This window comes from Streptomyces sp. S.PNR 29, assembly GCF_030386795.1.
In the GTDB taxonomy this organism is placed as follows: Bacteria; Actinomycetota; Actinomycetes; order Streptomycetales; family Streptomycetaceae; genus Streptomyces.
The window spans coordinates 133,780-154,047 of the sequence record NZ_JANUQM010000002.1; the positions used below are offsets into that span (position 1 = coordinate 133,780).

15 protein-coding genes are annotated in these 20,268 nt (G+C 70.2%); 5 read left to right on the top strand and 10 right to left on the bottom strand.

The genetic code is table 11. The annotated features are described in order from the left end of the window. Window positions 1-18 precede the first annotated feature (18 nt). Both NW895_RS05225 and NW895_RS05230 read right to left on the bottom strand, forming a co-directional pair. Window positions 19-1,131, bottom strand: a complete 1,113-nt coding sequence (locus tag NW895_RS05225) for a hypothetical protein (RefSeq protein WP_289934085.1) — start codon at window positions 1,129-1,131, stop codon at window positions 19-21. An 89-nt stretch (window positions 1,132-1,220) separates the two neighbouring features. Next, entirely contained in the window at window positions 1,221-3,902 is a 2,682-nt protein-coding gene (locus tag NW895_RS05230; RefSeq protein WP_289934086.1) for a beta-galactosidase, read from the bottom strand. Window positions 3,903-4,196: 294 nt separating this feature from the next. Between NW895_RS05230 and NW895_RS05235 the strand changes: the two genes are divergently transcribed. After that, entirely contained in the window at window positions 4,197-4,847 is a 651-nt protein-coding gene (locus NW895_RS05235) for a DUF4360 domain-containing protein (protein WP_289934087.1), read from the top strand. A 50-nt stretch (window positions 4,848-4,897) separates the two neighbouring features. On the opposite strand, the gene NW895_RS05240 is transcribed toward NW895_RS05235, so the two are convergent. The 3 genes from NW895_RS05240 to NW895_RS05250 all read right to left on the bottom strand — a co-directional run bounded on the left by NW895_RS05240 (window position 4,898) and on the right by NW895_RS05250 (window position 9,104). Further along, on the bottom strand, window positions 4,898-6,781 hold the full coding sequence (locus NW895_RS05240) for an esterase-like activity of phytase family protein (protein WP_289934088.1): 1,884 nt from the start codon (window positions 6,779-6,781) through the stop codon (window positions 4,898-4,900). After that, the gene (locus tag NW895_RS05245; protein WP_289934090.1) at window positions 6,778-7,197 is read right to left on the bottom strand and encodes a hypothetical protein; all 420 of its coding nucleotides are present in this window, start codon (window positions 7,195-7,197) and stop codon (window positions 6,778-6,780) included. Before NW895_RS05245 ends, NW895_RS05240 begins: the two co-directional genes overlap by 4 nt. 314 nt (window positions 7,198-7,511) lie before the next feature. Then, window positions 7,512-9,104 (bottom strand): substrate-binding domain-containing protein, encoded by a 1,593-nt coding sequence (locus NW895_RS05250; RefSeq protein WP_289934091.1) that lies wholly within the window; start codon window positions 9,102-9,104, stop codon window positions 7,512-7,514. 267 nt (window positions 9,105-9,371) lie between these two features. On the opposite strand from NW895_RS05250, the gene NW895_RS05255 reads away from it, so the two are divergent. Further along, complete coding sequence (locus tag NW895_RS05255) at window positions 9,372-10,340, top strand: arabinan endo-1,5-alpha-L-arabinosidase (RefSeq protein WP_289934092.1); 969 nt, start codon at window positions 9,372-9,374, stop codon at window positions 10,338-10,340. Continuing rightward, window positions 10,322-11,752, top strand: a complete 1,431-nt coding sequence (locus NW895_RS05260) for a family 43 glycosylhydrolase (protein ID WP_289934093.1) — start codon at window positions 10,322-10,324, stop codon at window positions 11,750-11,752. The genes NW895_RS05255 and NW895_RS05260 overlap by 19 nt, the downstream gene beginning before the upstream one ends. 228 nt (window positions 11,753-11,980) lie before the next feature. On the opposite strand, the gene NW895_RS05265 is transcribed toward NW895_RS05260, so the two are convergent. Continuing rightward, the gene (locus NW895_RS05265) at window positions 11,981-13,054 is read right to left on the bottom strand and encodes a winged helix-turn-helix domain-containing protein (protein ID WP_289934094.1); all 1,074 of its coding nucleotides are present in this window, start codon (window positions 13,052-13,054) and stop codon (window positions 11,981-11,983) included. A 182-nt stretch (window positions 13,055-13,236) separates the two neighbouring features. Between NW895_RS05265 and NW895_RS05270 the strand changes: the two genes are divergently transcribed. Both NW895_RS05270 and NW895_RS05275 read left to right on the top strand, forming a co-directional pair. Then, entirely contained in the window at window positions 13,237-13,662 is a 426-nt protein-coding gene (locus NW895_RS05270; protein ID WP_289934095.1) for a hypothetical protein, read from the top strand. A gap of 44 nt (window positions 13,663-13,706) precedes the next feature. Beyond that, a complete protein-coding gene (locus tag NW895_RS05275) occupies window positions 13,707-14,216 on the top strand; it encodes a hypothetical protein (RefSeq protein ID WP_289934096.1) in 510 nt (169 codons plus the stop codon). A 219-nt stretch (window positions 14,217-14,435) separates the two neighbouring features. Here NW895_RS05275 and NW895_RS05280 read toward each other — a convergent pair whose 3' ends face one another. The 4 genes from NW895_RS05280 to mmsA form a co-directional block, all read right to left on the bottom strand. Continuing rightward, window positions 14,436-16,118 (bottom strand): histidinol-phosphate transaminase, encoded by a 1,683-nt coding sequence (locus NW895_RS05280; RefSeq protein ID WP_289934098.1) that lies wholly within the window; start codon window positions 16,116-16,118, stop codon window positions 14,436-14,438. A gap of 170 nt (window positions 16,119-16,288) precedes the next feature. Next, the gene (locus tag NW895_RS05285; RefSeq protein WP_289934100.1) at window positions 16,289-17,404 is read right to left on the bottom strand and encodes an aldose epimerase family protein; all 1,116 of its coding nucleotides are present in this window, start codon (window positions 17,402-17,404) and stop codon (window positions 16,289-16,291) included. 50 nt (window positions 17,405-17,454) lie between these two features. Next, a complete protein-coding gene (gene mmsB, locus NW895_RS05290; RefSeq protein ID WP_289934102.1) occupies window positions 17,455-18,699 on the bottom strand; it encodes a multiple monosaccharide ABC transporter permease in 1,245 nt (414 codons plus the stop codon). After that, a complete protein-coding gene (mmsA, locus tag NW895_RS05295) occupies window positions 18,696-20,246 on the bottom strand; it encodes a multiple monosaccharide ABC transporter ATP-binding protein (protein WP_289934104.1) in 1,551 nt (516 codons plus the stop codon). The genes mmsB and mmsA overlap by 4 nt, the downstream gene beginning before the upstream one ends. Between the last annotated feature and the right edge of the window lie 22 nt (window positions 20,247-20,268).

The following is a 20,268-nucleotide window of genomic DNA, read 5'->3' on the forward strand; positions in this document are numbered from 1 at the left end:
GGAGCAGTCGGAACAGCGCTAGCGCTCGATGCGCACCTGGGCCGGTGGGTACGGCGACGAGGACGTCGTACCCACCGCCCAGTACTCCGCCGAACCGGGCACCGTCGCGAGGGCGGTGAGCAGCACCGGGGTCGTGGCGGCAGGGCCGCGCTCGCTCACCCAGGCCGCGCCGTCCCACCGCAGGTAGTGGGCCCGGGTCTGGTCCCAGAAGTCCCACCCCGCGATGCGGTCGGGCCCGCCCTGCGCGTCGCCGGCGATCGAGGTCAGCATGCCCACGGTGAACGGCGCCGTGACGTACGTCCAGGAGGTGCCGTCCCCGTGCAGGAGAGTGACGCTGGGCGGCTTTCCGGGCGGGCCGCCGACGCCGTACGAGTAGCCGGTGAGCCAGATGTCGTCGCGGGCCACGGGGAGCAGCCCGGTGACGGTGGCGCGGATGCCGGGGGGCGCGGACAGCTCGGTCCACGCGGCGCCGTCCCAGCGGGCGACGAACGCGCTGTCGTAGACCCAGACGTCACCGCCGGCCGTCGCGCGGACCCCCGACGGGGTGGCGCTGGTGCCGCTCGGGGGCGCGGGCACCCATGTCCAGTCGCCGTCGTGGCCGTGCAGCAGCACGGAGCCGCTGCTGCGCCCGGAGATCCAGACGTGGCCGTCGGGACCGGTCGTGACCCCGGTGAGGGAGGTGCCCGACGTTCCCCGGCCGGGGAAGTCGGTGTCCTGCCAGGTCTGCCCGTCCCAGGTCAGCAGCCGGGCCCTGCCGGAGGCGTCGGCACCGACCGCCCAGGCGGAGCCGCCGGGGGTGGCGGCGACCGAGCGCAGCTGGCCGCTGAAACCCAGGTGGGCGAGGCCGGTGCGCGTCCAGGCGGTGCCGTCCCAGGCGAGGGCGAGCGGAGTGCCGCGCGTGCTGCCGTTGCGGCCCTCCTCGCCGACGGCCCAGGCGAGGGCGGGCCCGGCCGCGGCCACGCCCAGCAACTGGGCGGCCGGGGTGCAGTCGGGGGCCGGGACGGCCTGCCAGCCGTGAGGGTCCCCGAGGGGACGGGCGGGGGCCGCTGGTGCGGGCCCGCCGCTCGCCGGGACAAGGCCGAGCCCGGCCCCGGCACCGAGTAATCCGCTGATGAAACGCCGTCTTCGCACGGAGTTCCCCCTCCTTCTTCGGCGGTCTGGGGAGGCAACGGTGAACCAGCCTGCCGGAGAAGGCAATGCGCGGGGACGGCTCGATCCGGTCACACCGGTTCCACCGGCACTCCTCCCGCTGCCGCCCCCAGCAGCGTCAGGCGGACGCTCGCCGGTCCGGACGGGGTGGTCCCGTCGGACAGGACCGCCAGCGCCAGTGTGTTGGTGCCACGGGTGCGCAGGATCCCGTTCGGCAGGACGAAGGTGTGCTGCGGACCCACATCGTTGATGTACTGCCCCAGGTTCCAGCCGTTGAGGAAGATCTGGACGCGGTAGGCGCGGTCCGGATCGTCGTCGAGGACGAGCCCGACCGAGGCGTCGATGCCCGGGGGGACGGCCGTGCGGAAGGTGGTCCGGTACCAGGTCACCCCCTGCCGCCGGTCGTCCCGGGGCAGCTCGGCGGAGGCCCAGTCGCGGTCGTCGTACCCCGGCAGATGCCAGCCCTCGCGCTCGCCGTACAGCCCGCCGTTGTTCAGCGGCCCGCGCACGGGATCGGGCGCGGTCGCGCCCTGGAGCCGCCAACGGACCTTCGGGGAGGCCCCCTTGAAGGTGACCCCGGTCAGCCCGCGGGCCGCTGCGTCGTCGTCCTGCTGCATGCGCCGGACGAGCACGGACAGGACGTGGTCGTCGCGCTCGCGGAGCTTCTCCGGCACGGGGAAGGTCGCCGTCGCCGTCCAACTGCCCTTTCCCGCCGTGCCGTTCTCCGGCACCGGCATCCGGTGGGTGCCCAGCGGCCTGCCGTCCAGCCAGGCCATCAGCAACCCCTGCGTGCCGGTGCTGTAGGCGAGCGACACGGAGTCGGCGCCCTCGGCGTCCGTGACGCGTCCCCGGTACCAGACGTCGCCGTAGTGGAAGCCGTAGTCGTCCGCGAAGAGGACGGGCTGCCCGTCGGGCACGGGGGTGGAGCCGGCCGAGGCGGTCCGGTCGGCGACCGTCCACGCCGCATCGTCGAAGTCCGGCGCCGACTCGGGGTTCTCCGCCCGCCGCCGCCAGCCCTCCAGCGGCGGCAGCGTCACCCGCGGGACCCCGGGCAGCAGGGCCAGGGCCAGCAGGCTGCCGGTGGCGCTGACGCGCGTGCGCACCGCGCCGCCGTTCCAGGTGACGTCGGTCAGGCCGCGCGGCCCCCACACCTCCAGGCCGGTCGGGTCGATCGTGTCGCCGATGAGCTGCACGGTGCCGCCGCGCAGGGTGACGTTCCGGACCAGCGCCGGGCCGTAGACGAGGACCGGGCCCGACGGCGTCCGAAACGGCCACAGCCGCAGCGACGTCGCGTCGTCGGCGAAGAACAGCAGCAGCGGCCGGTCGGACCCGCCGCCCTCGACCCTGACGCGGCTCAGCCCGCCGGCCCCGAGCGGAACCGTCACACGCAGCTTGCCGTCGCTGTACGCCCACGCGGGCTCCACGTCCAGCCGCATCGGCGTCGGCTCGCTCGGGCACTCCAGCACGACCTGCGCCATCTCGCCGCGCCGCCCCGCGAACACGGCGATGTCCTGCTGCCCGGCGTTCAGGAACAGCATGGGCTGCACGGTGGAGAACGCCAGTTTCCGCTCCCCCAGGGGCAGCCCGGTGGCCAGCAGCTTGGCGTCCCGGGCCGCGACGGTCACCGGCACGTCGATCCCGGTGCCCGGCAGCGTCGCGGTGACCGCCTCGTCGGAGTCGTTGCGCAGGACGTACACCTGCGAGCCGGTGTCGGGGTTGGCCAGGTGGGACACCTCGATCCGCCGGTCCGTGGCCCGCACCCGCGCCGCACGGTCCAGCCGGGCGAAGTCCGGGACGTGGTGCAGCAGGTGCCCGAGCTGGTGCAGCGGGGCCAGCTCGGGGGTCTGCTTCCGCCCCTCGTCGATGGCCGCGCCGTAGTCGTACGACGTGTAGACGTCCGGCGCGGGCAGCCACCCCCACGAGGTGCCGCCGAACGCCATGGTGACCTCGTGCAGGGCGACACGGTCGGTCAGCTCGGCCAGGTGCTCCCGCCGCGCGTACGCCGCGCCCCGCACCCGCCGGGTCTCCGCGTACCCCTTGCCACCCCACGGATCCGGCCACCCGTCGGTGTGCCCGTTCCCGTCCGGGGCGTGCGGGAGAAGGGGTACGTCGATGCCGTCGGCGCGCACCTTGCCCCGGTACCGGTCCTCGACCTCGTACAGCAGGACCGTGCCTCTGCCCTTGGTGTACAGGTGGCGCACGGCTATGGAGTCCACCGCCGTCAGCCACGCGTCGACGTGCCGCTCCCGGCTCCCTTCCTCCACCGCCGTCAGCCAGCCCGGGAGGCCGCCGCGGTCGACGTCCGCGCCGATGGCCGGGCCGGGCCGCAGGATCACGTACAGGCCGGTCTCGGCGGCCGTGCGCAGGAACAGGTCCAGGTCCCGCACGCCGGTGAAGTCGTGGCGGCCGGGCGCGGGGGAGTGGTGGTTCCAGGCGACGCGGATGCCGACCGTGTTGTAGCCGTGGGCGCGCATCTTCTCCAGCACGTCCCGCCACAGCGACGGGCTCGGCAGCCGGAAGGGATGCATTTCACCGGCCCACAGCACGAGGCGTTTGCCGTCGATCACCGCCGAGTACCGGTCGAAGCCGACCTCGTGCCGCGCCCCGTCGGCGCGCGGCGGACCCGGCGGTGGGCCGGTGGGCACCGTCCGGGCCGCGGAGGCCCGCGGTGTCGCACCGCCGCTGCCGCCGAGCGCGAGGCCGAGGACCGTGGTGCCGGCCAGGGCGCTGAATGTACGTCTGCTGAGCCCCAAGGGAGTGTCTCCTGTTGCCTGTGCGTGCCCGGTCGACGCTAGCGGCTGGCCGTCGCGTACGCTGCGGCGCCCCATGATGGCCGTACGAGCCGCCGCTCGCCTGGGAATGGCCGGAGATGGACCTGGCCGGTCCATGCCCGGATGCGTACGATGCGACCGCTCCCGTCCTTCACAGGCTCTTCATCTTTTCTCCACAGGCTGGGAGTGCGTGCGCTGCCTTGTTGGCATGCGCATGACGATCACGCGCACCTTCGCACGACTGTCGCCACCCCCCACGGAACGGATCGGAGAACCATGGCCAGTGGCCTGCTCCTGAGCGGCGCGATCGCCGCGCTCGTCACCACCGGGCTGCCCGCGCAAGCCCCGTCCGACGGGTTCGTCGACCCGCCGCCGGACAAGATCGTCATCAAGGTCGCCACGGTGAACGGCTCGGGCTGCCCGCAGGGCACCGCGGCCGTCGCCGTCTCCGAGGACAACACGGCCTTCACCGTGACCTACAGCGACTACCTCGCCCAGGCCGGGGGGAACTCCGACCCCACGGCGGCCCGCAGAAACTGCCAGCTCAGCCTGATCGTCCACGTCCCCCAGGGCTTCACCTACGCCATCGCCAGCGCCGACTACCGCGGTTACGCCTCCCTGCAGAACGGCGCGAGCGGCGTCCAGCGAGCCTCGTACTACTTCCAGGGCTCCCCGAGCACGGCCGCCCGCAGCCACCCCTTCAACGGCCCCTACAACGACAACTGGCAGGCCACCGACACCACGGACTGGGCCCAACTCGTCTACGCGCCCTGCGGTGTCCAGCGCAACTTCAACATCAACACCGAGCTGCGGGTCAGCGCCGGGACGTCCGCGGCCGACAAGGTCAGCTTCATGACCATGGACTCCACGGACGGGGACATCAGCACGGTGTACCACATGGCGTGGAAGGAGTGCCCGGGGTCCTGAACGGGAGGGGCCCGGAGCCGGGGACGTTCCCGGCTCCGGGCCCTTGCACTTCAGGGCACGTCGACCGCCAGGGTGTAGAAGCGGGTGATCTGGTCGGCGTCGTTGTTGTCGTCGGTGACGAGGTACAGCGGCCGGCGGCCCTTGTGCCTGCCGTCCGTCAGGGGTGGGCCGAGGGCCATGCCCTCGACGTTCTCGAGGAGGGGGTTGACCTGGGGCTGGTTCGCCCTGGCGCCGGAGGGCGGGCAGTCGCCGAGGTCCACGAGTTCGCGTTTGCGGACGAAGGCGGAGGACGGCAGGCCTGCCAGGGAGGTGGCCGAGGCGACGTCCGGGAGGCCGTTCAGCGATACCTCGTAGATGCGCACGGTGTTGCCCTGGCCCTCGGTGTAGCCCCGCTCCAGGGCGAGGAAGCGTTCCCCGTCCCCGATCGGCGTGAGCTCCGCCAGCTGCCTGCCCGAGCCCGTCTCGTAGGCGATCTGACGGTCGGGGACGTAGCGGCCGCCCGGTGTGCCGGAGTAGCGGAGGATACGGATGCGGGCACGTCCCTGGTAGGAGCCGTCGCGGCTGAGGGGATCCTCCAGGCCGACGTACAAGTGCCGGCCGTCCGGGGAGAGCGCCAGTGATTCGAAGATCGCGTTGGTCTGCGCGGTGCCGTGCGGAGGGGGCCGGAACATGTCCGGCACCTTCAGTTCGTCCAGCGGCCGGCCCGTCTTGAGGTCGAAGCGGGTGACCGAGGGGGCGGCCTCCGAGGCCACGAGCGCCGTTCTGCCGCCCTTCTCCAGGGCGATCGCCTCGCCGTCGAAGCCCTCGGCGCCGTATGCGTCGCTGTTGTCCCGCAGCAGCTGTGTCATCGCCGTGATCCGGGGCTTCGGGGAGTGTCCCGGTTCGCCCAGGGAGAGGGAGTACAGCACCGGTGGTGAGTTGTCGGCCAGGGACAGCGCCGTGGAGGTGCCGGTCAGGGCGAGGGAGGAGAGGCCGTAGACGCCCTCGCCCTCGAACGTCGACTTGTCGAGGCGGTCCGAGAAGCCGAGGAGCGCGGCGCGCGGGGAGCAGGCGTCCGACGCGGCGCCGCCGTCGCCGGGCCACCACAGGGGAGACGTTCCCGCCACGGCCGCCAGCGCGACACCCAGGGCCACGGCCGCCACGCACCCCCTCCTGCGCCGTGGCGGCGGGTCGGGCGGCGCCTGCACCGCCACGTTGTGCACGAAAGGGAGCGGACCGATCCGGCCCCGGTCCTGCACCTGCGGCACGGGACGCTGCTTGTCCCGCAGGGAGTCCCGGACCTGGTCGTAGATCATGTCCAGGGTCAGGTACCGGTCCTTCTCCTGACCGTTCGTGCCCGGCACACCGTCCCGCAGGACGCGGACGAGCTCTCCGGTGAACGCCGTGCACTCCTCCTTGCGCGGGGCCAGCGCCTTGACGTTCTCCGCGGAGGACGTCACGACGTAGGTGCCGCGCACACCCGCCGCCGCGGACAGCGGTGTCTCCTTGCCCGCCATGTCGTCGATGGCGCGTCCGCTGTAGCAGCAGTCGAGGATGACGACGCGACGCCGGGCCCGGCTGAACTCCAGAAGGGCGTCCCGCAGCCATTCGTACGGCACCGCCGTGTGCCGTGCTCCGTACCTCGACCCGACGAGCGTGAGGTGCAGCGCGCCGTGCCGGTCGATGAACCCGTGCCCGGCGTAGTAGATGATCAGCGTGTCGCGCGCCAGCTTGGCCGCCTCGATGACCGGGTCGATCAGCTCGGCCGATGTCGCCGGATCGGCCTGCGTGAAACACCGTTCCTCGGGCAGGCCCAGGATCCTCTTGTCGCTCAGCACCTCCTTGAACCGGGTGAGGTTGTTGGCCACCGTCGGAAGTCCGGGGATGTGCCGGTACGAGCCGACGCCGAGGAGGACGGCCGCGGAGGCGCCGGGGTCCGGTGGCGCCTCGGTCACCGGTTGCCGTCTTCCGGAGACGGGGCGGGTGGGGAGTCCTCCGGGTCCTCCGGGGGCCGGTCCGTGTCCCGGAGGGTGTCCACGAACCGCTGCACCTCATCGGGGGTGGCGTCGGGCGGCAGCGTCACCGTCGTGCCGTCGTGCTCGATGACGATGGACGAACGGGGCCGCAGGGCCCGGCGCCACTCGACGATCGCGGCGCCGAGAAGGGCCAGTTGGAGAACGGACTCGAGGACGAGCTGCACGATGTCGAGGACGCCGCCCATGCTCGTGTCGTCGGTCTCGGTCTCGATGCCGCTCTCCCGCAACGAGATGTCCGCGTGGTGGTGCAGTTCCTGGTCCCTGATCAACCAGTCGTACAGCTGCTTGAGTTCGCCGCCGTCCGGATCGTCGGGCAGCCGTAGTCTGACGTCCATGCCCTTCCTTCGCCCCCTGCTGGGTCGGGCCGATATGGATCGTTCCTGTGGCAACCACCGTTGCGCGCGGGGTGATTGACCTACCGACCAGCATACGGTTGCCGAGGCACAACCGCAGCGAACACGCCCGCCCGGCGCGCGCCGGGCGGGCGGTGGTGCTGTGTGGCGCTGGTGACGCCGGTCGTGCGTCGGCTACCGCTCGATGCGTTGGTCGAGGCGCGGGCTGGTCCTGGTCGATGCGCTCGCCGACCCCTGGGAGGTGCTGGAGCGGGACGCGGGGCCCGGCAAGACCGTCCGTGCCGAGGTGGACCTGCCTAGCCCGGCCGACACAGCAACGGCCGCTCCAGCTCCGAGCAGGGCCGGTCGCCGTGGGAGCGGATGATGTCCTTGCCGACCTCGTTGGCCAGGTAGCGCAGGAAGCTTGCGGCTGGGGAGTCAGCGGGGGGTTCGCCGTAGGTGTAGGCGTACTCGGTCTGCCAGTACGGGTACGCGCCGTCGTCCACGCCCTCCAGGTCGGCCTTGAAGCCGTCGATGCGGACCGGCTGGACGCCGGAGTGGGCCGTGGCCGCGCCGATCTCGCTGTGGCCGAGGGCGCCGGGGGTGGTGGCCACGGTGTCCAGGAGGGTCTGGGTGTCGCCGACCTCGCAGCGGCCCGGGCGGTCGTCGTCGAGGGACGCGCAGTCGCCGGCCGTGACGGCCGGAAGGGGTTTGTTGCCGAGGACCTGGCGTTCGAGGGTGGCGCGGGTGCCGGAGCCGGGGTAGCGGCTGACGAGGTGGATGGGGACGTCCTTGCCGTTGAGCCGGCTCCAGTTGGTGATCTTGCCGGCGTAGATGTCCCTGATCTGCCGACGGGTCAGATTCTTCACCCCCGTGTCCGGGTTGACGACCAGCGCGAAGAGGGAGAGGGCGACGGGGCGCGGCACCAGCTGGGGGCGTTCGGCGCTCTGGCCGTCGCTGAACGCCAGCCGGTCGCCCATGCCCTGGCCGCCCTTCAGCTTGGCGTTTTCACCCGCCTTCGCCAGGGTGTCGAGCCCCGCGACGCTGCCCTTGAACGTGTCGTCGGTGATGGGGATGCGGGCGCCCGGGCTGCATTTTTTCTCGTACTGGCGCGCGGCCTCCCGCAGTACTGGTGCGAACGCCGTCGACCCGGACAGGGTGAGGGTGCCCTCGGCGCAGTCCAGCGGTGCGGCGACGACCTCGTCGCGGGTGAAGGTGAACAGCGACTGGCCGACCAGAACCAGCACCAGGGCGGCGAGCAGCCATCTGACCCGTCTCGACGCGAACGGGTAGTACTCGGTCTTCCGGATCGCCCCGCCGCGTACTCCGCCGACTATGCCGGCGGTGACCTCGGGGTCGGGAAAGGTGTCGGCCGTGAAGCCCGCCTCGCGTTCCAGGACCGCCAGCACCTTGTAGTAGTCGCGGCGGTTGAGCCTCACCTTGGGCAGCTCGATCCGGCCGTCGGTGACGCCGAGGCCCGGGATGTTCGGAGGGGAGTTCCCGTCCGTGTCGTCCTCGTTGCCGGGCGGAACGAAGAAGGGGCGCAGTTCGTTGCGGCTGAGTTCGGTCACGACCATGCCGACGACGCGGCGGCCCCGGAACCTGACGTGGATGCCCACCGGGCCCTGGGCGGGAGCCAGGTAGTCGTCCTCCACGATCGGGGCCCAGCCGCTGTTCTCGAACCGCAGCAGCACGAACGACGGTTCGTGCAGCGGCGCTCCGCCGGTCTGCTGCATCTGCTGGAGCACTCCGGCGTACGGGTTGGCGGCCGCCTCCCCGGCGGTCGTGTCCATCTGGACCCGGTAGCCGAGCCGTTTGCGGCCGGCGAGGACGAACTCCCACAGGGCCGCGGCGACGGGGACGGTCAGACCGAGGACGGCGAAGGTGATCTCCCAGGGGAAGCCGTTCACGGTCAACTCCGAGCGGGGCCAAGGTGGATGGGGAGGTCATGGTGACCAGCCGGGGTGTGGGTTGGCGAGATGGAAGGTCGTCTTCCTGAGTGAATTCACCAGCGTGTCACCTTCGAGCGCCCGTGGTTATCCAGCCGTTGGGCGAGCGGGGTGTGTGAGAAGCATTGACGCGCAAGGGGTTCGATTCTACGGTCCGTCCGACGACGCGACCGTTGTTCGACATGTCGAATAGATGTCGTTCCCCCCACCGCGAAGGAGCGTCACTGTATGAGCCGCCTCAGAACCGCACTGCTGGCCGTCCCGGCCGCCGCCGTGCTCGCCCTGATTCCGTCCACGGCGTCGGCGTACCCCAATCCGGGCCGGGTCACCGGCTCCGTCGTCGTGCACGACCCGACGATGATCCGCACCTCGTCCGGCCAGTACCTGCTGTACGCCACCGGCGGCGGTATCAGCAACAAGAGGTCGTCCGACCGCACCGCCTTCAGCGCCGGTGCCGACGCCTTCTCCGCACGGCCCAGTTGGTGGTCGCAGTACTCCTCCGTCCCGGAGGCCTGGGCGCCGGACATCTCGTACCAGGGCGGCAAGTACCTGCTGTACTACTCCGTCTCGAAGTTCGGCTCGAACACCTCGGCCATCGGACTGGCGACCTCCACCACCGGGCAGCCGGGCAGCTGGACCGACCAGGGCATCGTCTACACGTCGAACTCGTCCAGCGACTACAACGCCATCGATCCGAACCTGTTCGTCGACAGCGACGGCAAGTGGTGGCTGTCGTTCGGCAGTTGGTGGACCGGGATCAAGATGATCCAGATCAATCCGTCCACCGGGAAGCAGTTGTCCTCCAACACCACCCGGTACTCGCTCGCCTCCCGGCCCACCGGGACCAAGGCCGTCGAGGCGCCCTTCATCGTCAAGCGCAACGGGTACTACTACCTCTTCGCCTCCTACGACACCTGCTGCAACGGGACCAGCTCGACGTACAAGGTCAAGGTGGGCCGGGCAACGAGCGTCACCGGGCCGTACTACGACAAGAACGGCGTCTCGATGATGAACAACGGGGGGACCCCGGTGCTTGAGTCGCACGGCAGCATCATCGGGCCCGGCGGACAGTCGATCATGAAGGACTCCGACGGGGACCTGATCGTCTACCACTACTACGACGGCAACGACAACGGCACGCCCAAGCTCGGCATCAACCTCCTGAACTGGAGCAGCGGATGGCCCGTCGCATACTGACCCTGCTGGCAGCGCTGCTGCTCGCCCTCTCGCTGGGTCAGCCGTCCGCGACCGCGGCCTCGTTCGCGAACCCGGTCAAGGCGGTCAAGGGTGCCGACCCGTGGATCTCGTACCACAACGGCAACTACTACCTGGTGACGACGAGCTGGACCGACGTCATCACCATCCGCAAGTCGGCGACCCTGGCCGGGCTCGCCACCGCGCCCGGCGTGCAGGTGTGGAAGGGCGACGCCGCCTCGCGGTGCTGCAACATCTGGGCGCCCGAGCTGCACTTCCTCAATGGCCGCTGGTACCTGTACTACGTTGCCGGGCAGAACGTGTCCGACTACAACCCGACGCAGCGCACGCATGTGCTGGAGAGCGCCGGGTCCGACCCCATGGGGCCGTACACCTACAAGAACCAGCTCAACTCCTCCTGGATGCTGGACCCGACGGTGGCGACCATCAACGGGCAGCTGTATCTGTTCGGGAGCGCCGGCGGGGGCACGCAGAACCTCGTCGCCGCCCGGATGTCCAACCCGTACACCCTCGCCACCTCCTTCTCGACCATCTCCACGCCGACCTACGACTGGGAGCGCAACGGCACGGTCAACGAGGGGCCGGAGATTCTCCAGCGGGGCGGGAAGACCTTCCTCGTCTACTCGGCCAGCGGATGCTGGACCCCCGACTACAAGTTGGGGCAGCTCACCCTCACCGGCTCCGATCCGCTGGCGGCGTCCTCCTGGACGAAGAAGTCCACGCCGGTGTTCCAGCGCAGCGATGCGAACGGTGTCTACGGGCCCGGGCACAACGGCTTCTTCACCTCGCCCGACGGCACCGAGAGCTGGATCGTGTACCACGCCAACGACTCCGCCTCCGACGGCTGCGACAACGGGCGTACCACGCGGGCGCAGAAGTTCACCTGGAACGCCGACGGCACACCGAACTTCGGTACGCCCGTGAGGCTCGGTGCGAGCATGCCCGGGCCGTCGGGTGAGCCGTCGTCCGTGTCGACGACGTACACGATCACCAACCGGAACAGCGGCAAGTGCCTCGACGTCGCCGGGAGTTCCACCGCCGACGGCGCCAACGTGCAGCAGTACGGCTGCAACGGCGGCAGCAACCAGCGGTGGCGCGTCGAGGACCTCGGGGACGACACCAGCCGGCTGGTGAACGTCGCCACCGGCAAGGTCCTCGACACCGCCGACTGCTCCTCGGCCGACGGGGCCGACCTGCGGCAGTGGTCCTGGCTGAACAACACCTGCCAGCGGTTCCGGTTCCTGGCCACCGACAGCGGCTACGTACGGATCGTCAACCAGGCCACCGGCAAGGTCGCCGACGTCGCGAACTGTTCGACGGCCGACTCCGCCGACGTACGGCAGTGGAGCTGGCTGAACAACGCCTGCCAGCAGTGGCGGCTCGATCCGGTCTAGGGCCTGTTGCGAAAGTGCCGCCTGCCGCGCGACGCCCGGCACGCACTCTCGCCGCACCGCCCGAAAGCCCGAGTACGCCCGATACGAGGGCTTCCGGGCGGCACTCCCCCAAGCTCTTCGAGCAGGGGGTACCCCCAGAGCACGCGCCGGCCGACGCGCGGCCGCCCTTCGGGCTACGACGCCACTTTCGCAACAGACCCTAGGGTCTGTCCCGAGCCGAGTCCGAGTTCAACGGGCCGTTCCCGCCGACCGGCTGGAACGGCCCGTTCCTTGAGCGGCCGCGTGACCGGTGTCCGTGCCCGCAGTCGAGGTGCGATCCGGCGAGCACGAGAGACCGAGCAACGCCGCGCCGACCGGTGTGAGGGTGTGCAGGACGGTGTTCGCATGCCGGTGGCTGGCGATGAGCCCCGCGTCACGCAACACCGTCGTGTGACGGCTGGCGTTGCCCGGAGAGACGCCGACGGCCCGGGCGACCTCGTTGTTGGTGGCGCCGTGTGCCACCGCGCGCAGCACCGCGGCGCGGGTGTGCCCCAGCAGGGCGGGCAGGGGCGCGTCCGCCCGGCGGGGCAGCGGCTCGGGACCGGACGGCAGCAACGGATACAGCAGGACCGGCGGCAGGTCCGGGTCGGCGAAGGAGACCGGCTGCTGCCAGCAGAAATAGGAGGGAATCAGAAGCAGGCCACGGCCGTTGAGGCGAAGATCGCGATCGACTCCGCCCACGTACTCGACCTCCAGGACGGGCGGTCTCCAGCGCATGCCCCGCCCCAGGCCGCAGAGCAGCCCTTCGGTACCGCCGCGCAGCAGATCGCGTCCGCGCAGGGCGCGCTCGGCATCGATGCGGGCCTGCATGGTGTCGCCGTGCGGAATGATGACGGTGTTGTGATACTTGCGCAGCACCGCCACCAGGTCCGCGCGCACGTCCTTGTCGGCGAAGCGGAACAGGTCCGTCGGCACCTGTCTGACCTTCGCGAGCTTGCCGATCTCCCGCCGGACGCGGGCGGGTGGGGTGTCCAGTATCGCGGCGAGTCCGCTCTCCAGGCCCTGGCTCGCCTCAGCCGGTGTGAGGAAGTCGGGGAAATAGGTCGCGCGGGGGAACAACGGGATCAGCACGCTGTGCACCGCGGCGGTCAGCTGCTGTTCGGCGATGGCGGAGCGGGCCTTGCGGTACCAGCCGGAGTAGGCCCAGCGCCCCGTCGAAGTCTGCAGGCGGTGCAGACTGCTGGCGATTTCCCACAGGGGGTCGGGGCTTGCGGCAACGCGGGTCCGTAAGAGGTCCTCCGAAGTGAAATGGATGCGCAGCACGGTCACCCCCCAGGCGTTCGCTGCAAGGTGAGGCCGAGGATGCCGCGCCGCTCTCGACGGGACAACGCTGAAACGGGTCAACCACCGCTTTTGCGTCCAGACGCAAAGGCGTGGCCGGGTGGGCCGGGGCTCGTCACAGTGAAGGAGCGATCACATTCCCTACCCGGAAGGAAGCAACGGTCATGCGAATGAAGAGCCGGAAGGCCGCCGTGGTCGCCAGCGCGCTGGCCATGACCCTGAGCGGTCTCGTGGCGGGCGGCACCACCGCGGGTGCGGCCACGCAGAGCGATGTGGGCATCCAGGCCTGCTACGACACCGCGCGGTCCTACTACAAGCCCGAAGGGTCCTACTACTACCCGTCCGGCTATCCGGGCGGTACGTGGCTCACGGCCACCAGCAACTGCAACGACATCAACATCAGGACCAACAGCAACCGCTGGGTCAGGGTGTGCTTCGATCCGACGTCGGGGAGCCCGTACTGCCAGGACGAATACACGTACGCCGAGTCCGGGCAGTGGGCAGTGATCGCGACGGCAGTCCTGAACGGCACCAAGTTCAAGTTCCAATTCTGGTCGGGCCCGGTGGCCACCGGCAGCTGGGCCGCCTGATCGGCACGCAGCAGTCCCCACTCGTTCCCGGCGGGAAGGAAGCCGTGAAACTCCGCTCCGTCCTCACCGCGCAGGCCCTCGTGCTCGGCGCACTGTGCGCGCCCGGCTTCGGTGTCCTGACCGGCGCGACCGACGCGTTCGCCGTGACCAAGATCAGCCACGTCACGGCCACCTCGATGTTCCGGGAGGCCGGCATCACCTGGTCGTCCTCGGGCAACTGCTCCGACCGCTCCAACCCCACGTGCACCTCGTTCGAGCAGCTCAACCTGGAGACCGCTCAGGGGGCCCAGACCCTCAAGCGGGCCAGTGGCTGCCCGTTGAACATCACCGGCGGCACCGAGACCGGCCACGCCAGTGGCACGTACTCCCACTGGAACGGCTACAAGCTCGACTACAGCAAGTACACATGTATCGGTGACTACATCAAGAGCACCTTCACCTACATCGGACCGCGCGGCGATGGGGCTCTGCAGTGGAGGTCCGGGGCCGGCAACGTCTACGCCGACGAGGGCAACCACTGGGATGTGACCTACTACAACTGCGGTGGTTGCTAGGGCCTGTTGCGAAAGTGCCGCCTGCCGCGCGACGCCCGGCACGCACTCTCGCCGCACCGCCCGAAAGCCCGAGTACGCCCAGTACGAGGGCTTCCGGGCGGCACTCCCCCAAGCTCTTCGAGCAGGGGGTACCCCCAGAGCACGCGCCGGCCGACGCGCGGCCGCCCTTCGGGCTACGACGCCACTTTCGCAACAGACCCTAGCCCGGTCCGGGAGGCCCTACCCCGCCTGCCCCATCCCCGCAGCGTTCGGCCAGCTCTGGGTGCCCGGCCAGCCGGTCGCCGGCGCCGGTGCGAGACCGTTGGTGCCTCTGACCTGGGCGGCCGTGAGACCTCCGCGGGCGGGGACGCCGGGCGGGGTGGGGCCCATGGGCGCGGGGGCCGGGGCCGGGGCGGGCGTCGGAATCGGTGCCGGTGCTGGAATCGGTGCCGGAATCGGTTCCGGAGCCGGCATCTGGGCCACCGGGGCGAGGGGCTGGGCCGGAGCCGGCTGGGGCATCGGTGTGGGCCGAGGCACCGGCGCGGGCTGGGGAGCAGGCTGGGCGGCCGCCGACATCGGCATCCCGCCGCCCATGCCCGCCGGAGCGGCGGACGCGGCGGCGGGGAGCGGCATGCCGGTGCCGACGGCCGGGGCGGGGGCGATCCCCGGGGCGCCGGCACCGGCGGCCTGAGCGGCAAGCCCCCGCATGCCCGACCCGTTGGTCTCGCTCACCAGACGGTCCACCGCCGCCGTACCCGAGCTGTAGCTGGTCCCGGTGCCCAGCTCGGGCACGGCGGCTCCCCTCCTGGACGTCCCGTAGAGCACCTGTTCCAGGCCGGACACCAGGCGACGCACGTCGACCTGGGGGCGCACCACGAGGCGCAGGAAGCGGCTCGATGAACCGATCTTGTTGCCGCACTCGCGGACCAGGATCCGGTGCTCGGTGAGCAGCCGGTCCCGGACCACGGTGCCTTCGGCGCCCACGGGGAGGCGCACGAAGAGGAAGTTGCCCTGGGACGGGTAGACCGTCAGCCCGGGCAGCGCGGAGAGCTGGGCCGCCATGTCCAGGCGGTCGCGGCGGACCTGCTGGAGGCTCTGCGCGTACTCGGCGCCGTGCTCCTTGAGCATGAACACCACGTGCTCCGCGAAGGAGTTGAGGTTCCACTTGGGCAGCATGGAGCGGACGCGGCCGGCGAGCGCCGGGTTGGCGACCAGGTAGCCGAAGCGGATGCCGTGCAGGCCGAAGTTCTTGCCGAGGCTGCGCAGCACGATGACGTTCGGGCGCAGCATCGCCTCCTGCACGACGGACGGTTCGGCCTCGGCGTCGGCGAACTCCAGGAACGACTCGTCGATGACGACCAGGTCCAGGTCGGCGAGCGCGTCCATGAACTGCACCACCGCGTGCTTGTGCAGGAAGCCGCCGTCGGGGTTGTTCGGGTTGCAGATGACGGCGACCCGGGTGCCGCGGGAGCGGATGAACTCGGCGTACTGCGCGAGGTCCAGGGCGAAGCCGCTGGACTCCTGGAGCGGGAACATGTCGACCCGCTTGCCCGTCTCCATCGGCTGGTCGGTCCAGCGGCCGAAGGTGGGGACGGGGATGGCGAGGGACTCGCGCACCAGCAGGTGGTCGATCCAGGTGATCAGCTCCGTGGAGCCGTTGCCCATCGCCACGCACTGCGGCGGCAGCTGGAGCAGGCTGCACAGCTCTGCCGTGATGGTGTCGGCGCTGCTCGGGTAGTACGTGATGATGTCGCGCAGTCTGCCCGCCATCTCCTCGAACATGGCGGGGGTGGGGAAGTACGGGTTGCAGGGGATACAGAAGTCCACCGGGCCGGCTCCGTCGCCGCCCTCGCGTGTCAACGCCGCCATGGACGGGCTGTGCGCCGCAGTGCTGCGGAACAGCGAGGTGACGTTGTCGGCCATGGAACCTCCGTATGGGGCGGATCCGTTGGGCACGGACGGACCCGAGGTTTGAGGGCGGCCCGCGCGGGGGAGCACGGGCCGCCCTTACATACGGAGGCTCGGGTGACACTGTTCAACGCCTGAGGATTCGGCCAGAACTCGTCAACCACCTGTGAAGGCGGGTCGGAGCGTCAGCAGCCGAACGAGTGGATCGTCGTCGTCCGGTACGTCTGCCCCGGTCGCAGCACGGTCGACGGGAACGACGGGTGGTTCGGCGAGTCCGGGAAGTGCTGCGTCTCCAGGCACAGGGCGTCGCCCTGGCGGTAGGTGCGGCCGCTGGTGCCCACCAGGGTGCCGTCGAGGAAGTTGCCCGAGTAGAACTGCAGGCCGGGCTCGGTGGTCGCGATCTTCAGGGTGCGGCCGGAGCGCGGGTCGCGCAGGGTGGCGACGTGCTCGGGCTTCGCGGTGACGCCCTTGTCGAGGACCCAGTTGTGGTCGTAGCCCTTGGCGTTGATCTGCTGCGGGTGGGCGTCGCGGAGGTCCCGGCCGATCGGCTTGGCCCTGCGGAAGTCGAAGGGGGTGCCGGCGACCTCGGCCGGCTCGCCCGTGGGGATCAGGCCGGAGTCGGTGGGCGTGTAGCGGGACGCGCGGATCGTCAGCTCGTGGTCCTCGATCGTGCCGCTGCCCTCGCCGGCCAGGTTCCAGTAGACGTGGCTGGTGAGGTTGACGACGGTGGCCTTGTCGGTGGTGGCCTCGTAGTCGATGCGCCAGTCACCCTGCCTGGTGAGCGTGTACGTCACCTTCGTCCTGAGCGTGCCCGGGTAGCCCATCTCGCCGTCGACGCTCGTGCAGGACAGGTGCAGGCCGACGTTGGAGCCCTCGGTGAACGGCTCGACGTCCCACACACGCCGGTCGAAGCCCGTGGCGCCGCCGTGCAGGCTGTTCGCGTCGTCGTTGACGGACAGCTGGTGGCTCTCGCCGTCGAGGGTGAACCGGCCCTTGGCGATGCGGTTGCCGTAACGGCCGATCAGCGCGCCGAAGTACGGGCTCCTGGCGACGTAGTCCTCGATGGTGCCGAAGCCCGCGGAGACGTTCGCGTACCGGCCCTCCCGGTCCGGGATCTCCAGCGACTGCACGATGCCGCCGTAGGAGAGGACCTTCAGACGGGTGCCGCCGTTCTCCAGCGACCAGCTGTGGATCTCCGTGCCGTCGGCGAGCTTGCCGAAGAGGGTCTTCACCGGCTTCCTGCCTCCCGTGGCGTGTGCCGTTCCGCCGAGTGCGGTGGCGGCCGAGTCCGCCGCAGCCAACTGCTCGTGGAAAGAACCGGGCCCCGCCTTCCGGCGGGGCCCGGTCCGTTCTACGAACCGACCTTGCGCTTGTTCCACACGTCGAATCCGACCGCCGCCAGCAGCACCAGGCCCTTGATGACCTGCTGCCAGTCGGTGCCGATGCCGACGAGGTTCATACCGTTGTTCAGCACGCCCAGGACCAGGCCACCGATGATCGCGCCGAGCACGGTGCCGACACCGCCGCTCATCGACGCGCCGCCGATGAACGAGGCCGCGATCGCCTCCAGCTCGAAGTTGAGGCCGGCCTTGGGAGAGGCCGCGTTGAAGCGGGCGGCGAAGACCAGACCCGCCAGGGCGGCGAGCATGCCCATGTTCAGGAAGACCAGGAAGGTGACCTTCTTGTCCTTCACACCCGACAGCTTGGCCGCGGGCAGGTTGCCGCCGATGGCGTAGATGTGGCGGCCGATGATCGCGTTGCGCATGACGTAGCCGAAGCCGACGAGCAGCACACCCAGGATGAGCAGGACGATCGGGGCGCCCTTGTAGCTGGCCAGCAGCATCGTCAGGGTGAGCACGGCGGCGCCGATCGCGACCAGCTTCAGCAGGAACAGCTTGGTGGGCGGGACGTCCAGGGAGAACTCCTGCTGCCGCTTGCGGTCGCGGACCTCCTGGAAGATCACGAACGCGATCAGGGCGAAGCCGAGCAGCAACGTGAGGTTGTGGTAGTTGGTGGTCGGGCCGACCTCGGGCAGGAAGCCGTTGGCGACCTTCTGCAGACCGTCGGGGAACGGGCCGAGCGTCTGCCCGTCCAGGAAGATCTCGGTCAGGCCGCGGAAGATCAGCATGCCCGCCAGGGTCACGATGAACGACGGTATGCCGCCGTACGCGATGAAGAACCCTTGGACCGCGCCCGCGATCGCGCCCACGGCCAGGCACAGCAGCACGGCCAGCGGCCACGGCATGTCGTTCTTGACCATGAACACGGCGGCCATCGACCCGACGAACGCCGTCAGCGAGCCGACCGACAGGTCGATGTGACCCGCGATGATCACCAGCATCATGCCGATCGCGAGGATCAGGATGTAGCTGTTCTGCAGGACCAGGTTGGAGACGTTGCGCGGGAGCAGCAGGTCGCCGTTGGTCCACACGGCGAACAGGACCACGATCAGGCCGAGGGCGATCAGCATGCCGTACTGCCGCATGTTGCGGCGCATGCCCTCCAGGATCAGCTGGAGCAGGCCGTCGCCCGCGGCCCCTCCGCTGCCGCCCGGCGGCGCGGGGGCCGGGCTCTTGGCGGTCACATCCGTGCTCATCGGGTTACCTCTTTGTCCTTCGTCATCTGACGCATCAGCGATTCCTGTGAGGCCTCGGCCCGCGAGAACTCACCGGTCAGCCGCCCCGCGGCCATCGTGTAGATGCGGTCGCACATGCCGAGCAGCTCCGGCAGCTCGGAGGAGATGAAGACGACCGCCTTGCCCTGGGCGGCCAGCTGGTCGATGACCGTGTAGATCTCGTACTTGGCGCCGACGTCGATACCGCGCGTCGGTTCGTCCAGGATCAGCACGTCCGGACCCGAGAAGATCCACTTGCTGAGGACGACCTTCTGCTGGTTGCCGCCGGACAGCTTGCCCACCGGCTCGAAGACGGTCGGCGCCTTGATGTTCATGGACTTGCGGAAGCCCTCGGCGACCTGCCGCTCCTCGTGCTCGTCGACCACACCCCGCTTGGCGACCTTGCTCAGGGCGGTCAGCGAGATGTTCCGGTTGATGGTGTCGATGAGGTTGAGACCGTAGTGCTTGCGGTCCTCCGTGACGTACGCGATGCCGTGCTTGACCGCCTCGGGGACGGTCTTGGTACGGATCTCCTCGCCGTCCTTGAGGACCGTGCCGGCCGCGTACCGGCCGTAGGTGCGCCCGAAGACGCTCATCGCCAGTTCGGTGCGCCCGGCGCCCATGAGGCCCGCGATGCCGACGATCTCGCCGCGCCGCACCTGGAGCGACACGTCGTCGACGACCTTGCGCTGCTGGTCGATCGGATGGTGCACGGTCCAGCCCCGGATCTCCAGGGCGGGCGCGGCGCCCTCCTCCGGCTGGTGCGGGGTCCGCTCCGGGAAGCGGTGCTCCAGGTCGCGGCCGACCATCCCGCTGATGATCCGGTCCTCGGTGGTCTCCGCGGCCTTCACGTCGAGCGTCTCGATGGTGCGGCCGTCGCGCAGGATCGTGACCGAGTCGGCGACCTTGCGGATCTCGTTGAGCTTGTGGGAGATGATGATCGAGGTGATGCCCTGCTTCTTCAGCTCCAGGATGAGGTCCAGGAGCTTGCCGCTGTCCTCGTCGTTCAGCGCGGCGGTCGGCTCATCCAGGATGAGCAGCTTCACCTTCTTCGACAGCGCCTTCGCGATCTCCACGAGCTGCTGCTTGCCCACGCCGATGTCGGCGACGCGGGTGTCCGGGTGGTCGCTGAGACCCACCCGGCGCAGCAGTTCGGTGGCGTGCTTGAGCGTCTCGGTCCAGTTGATGATCCCGCGCGTGGCGTGCTCATTGCCGAGGAAGATGTTCTCCGCGATGGAGAGGTACGGCACCAGGGCCAGTTCCTGATGGATGATCACGATGCCGCGTTCTTCGCTGGCCCGGATGTCCTTGAACTGGCAGACCTCTCCCTCGAAGAGGATCTCGCCCTCGTAGGTGCCGTGCGGGTGGACGCCGGAGAGGACCTTCATCAGGGTCGACTTGCCGGCGCCGTTCTCCCCGCAGATGGCGTGGACCTCGCCCTGCCGGACGGTCAGGGTGACGTCCGACAGCGCCTTGACGCCGGGAAAGGTCTTGACGATCGAGCGCATTTCCAGGACGGGTCCCGCCATGGTCGTGCCTTCCAATCCCTAG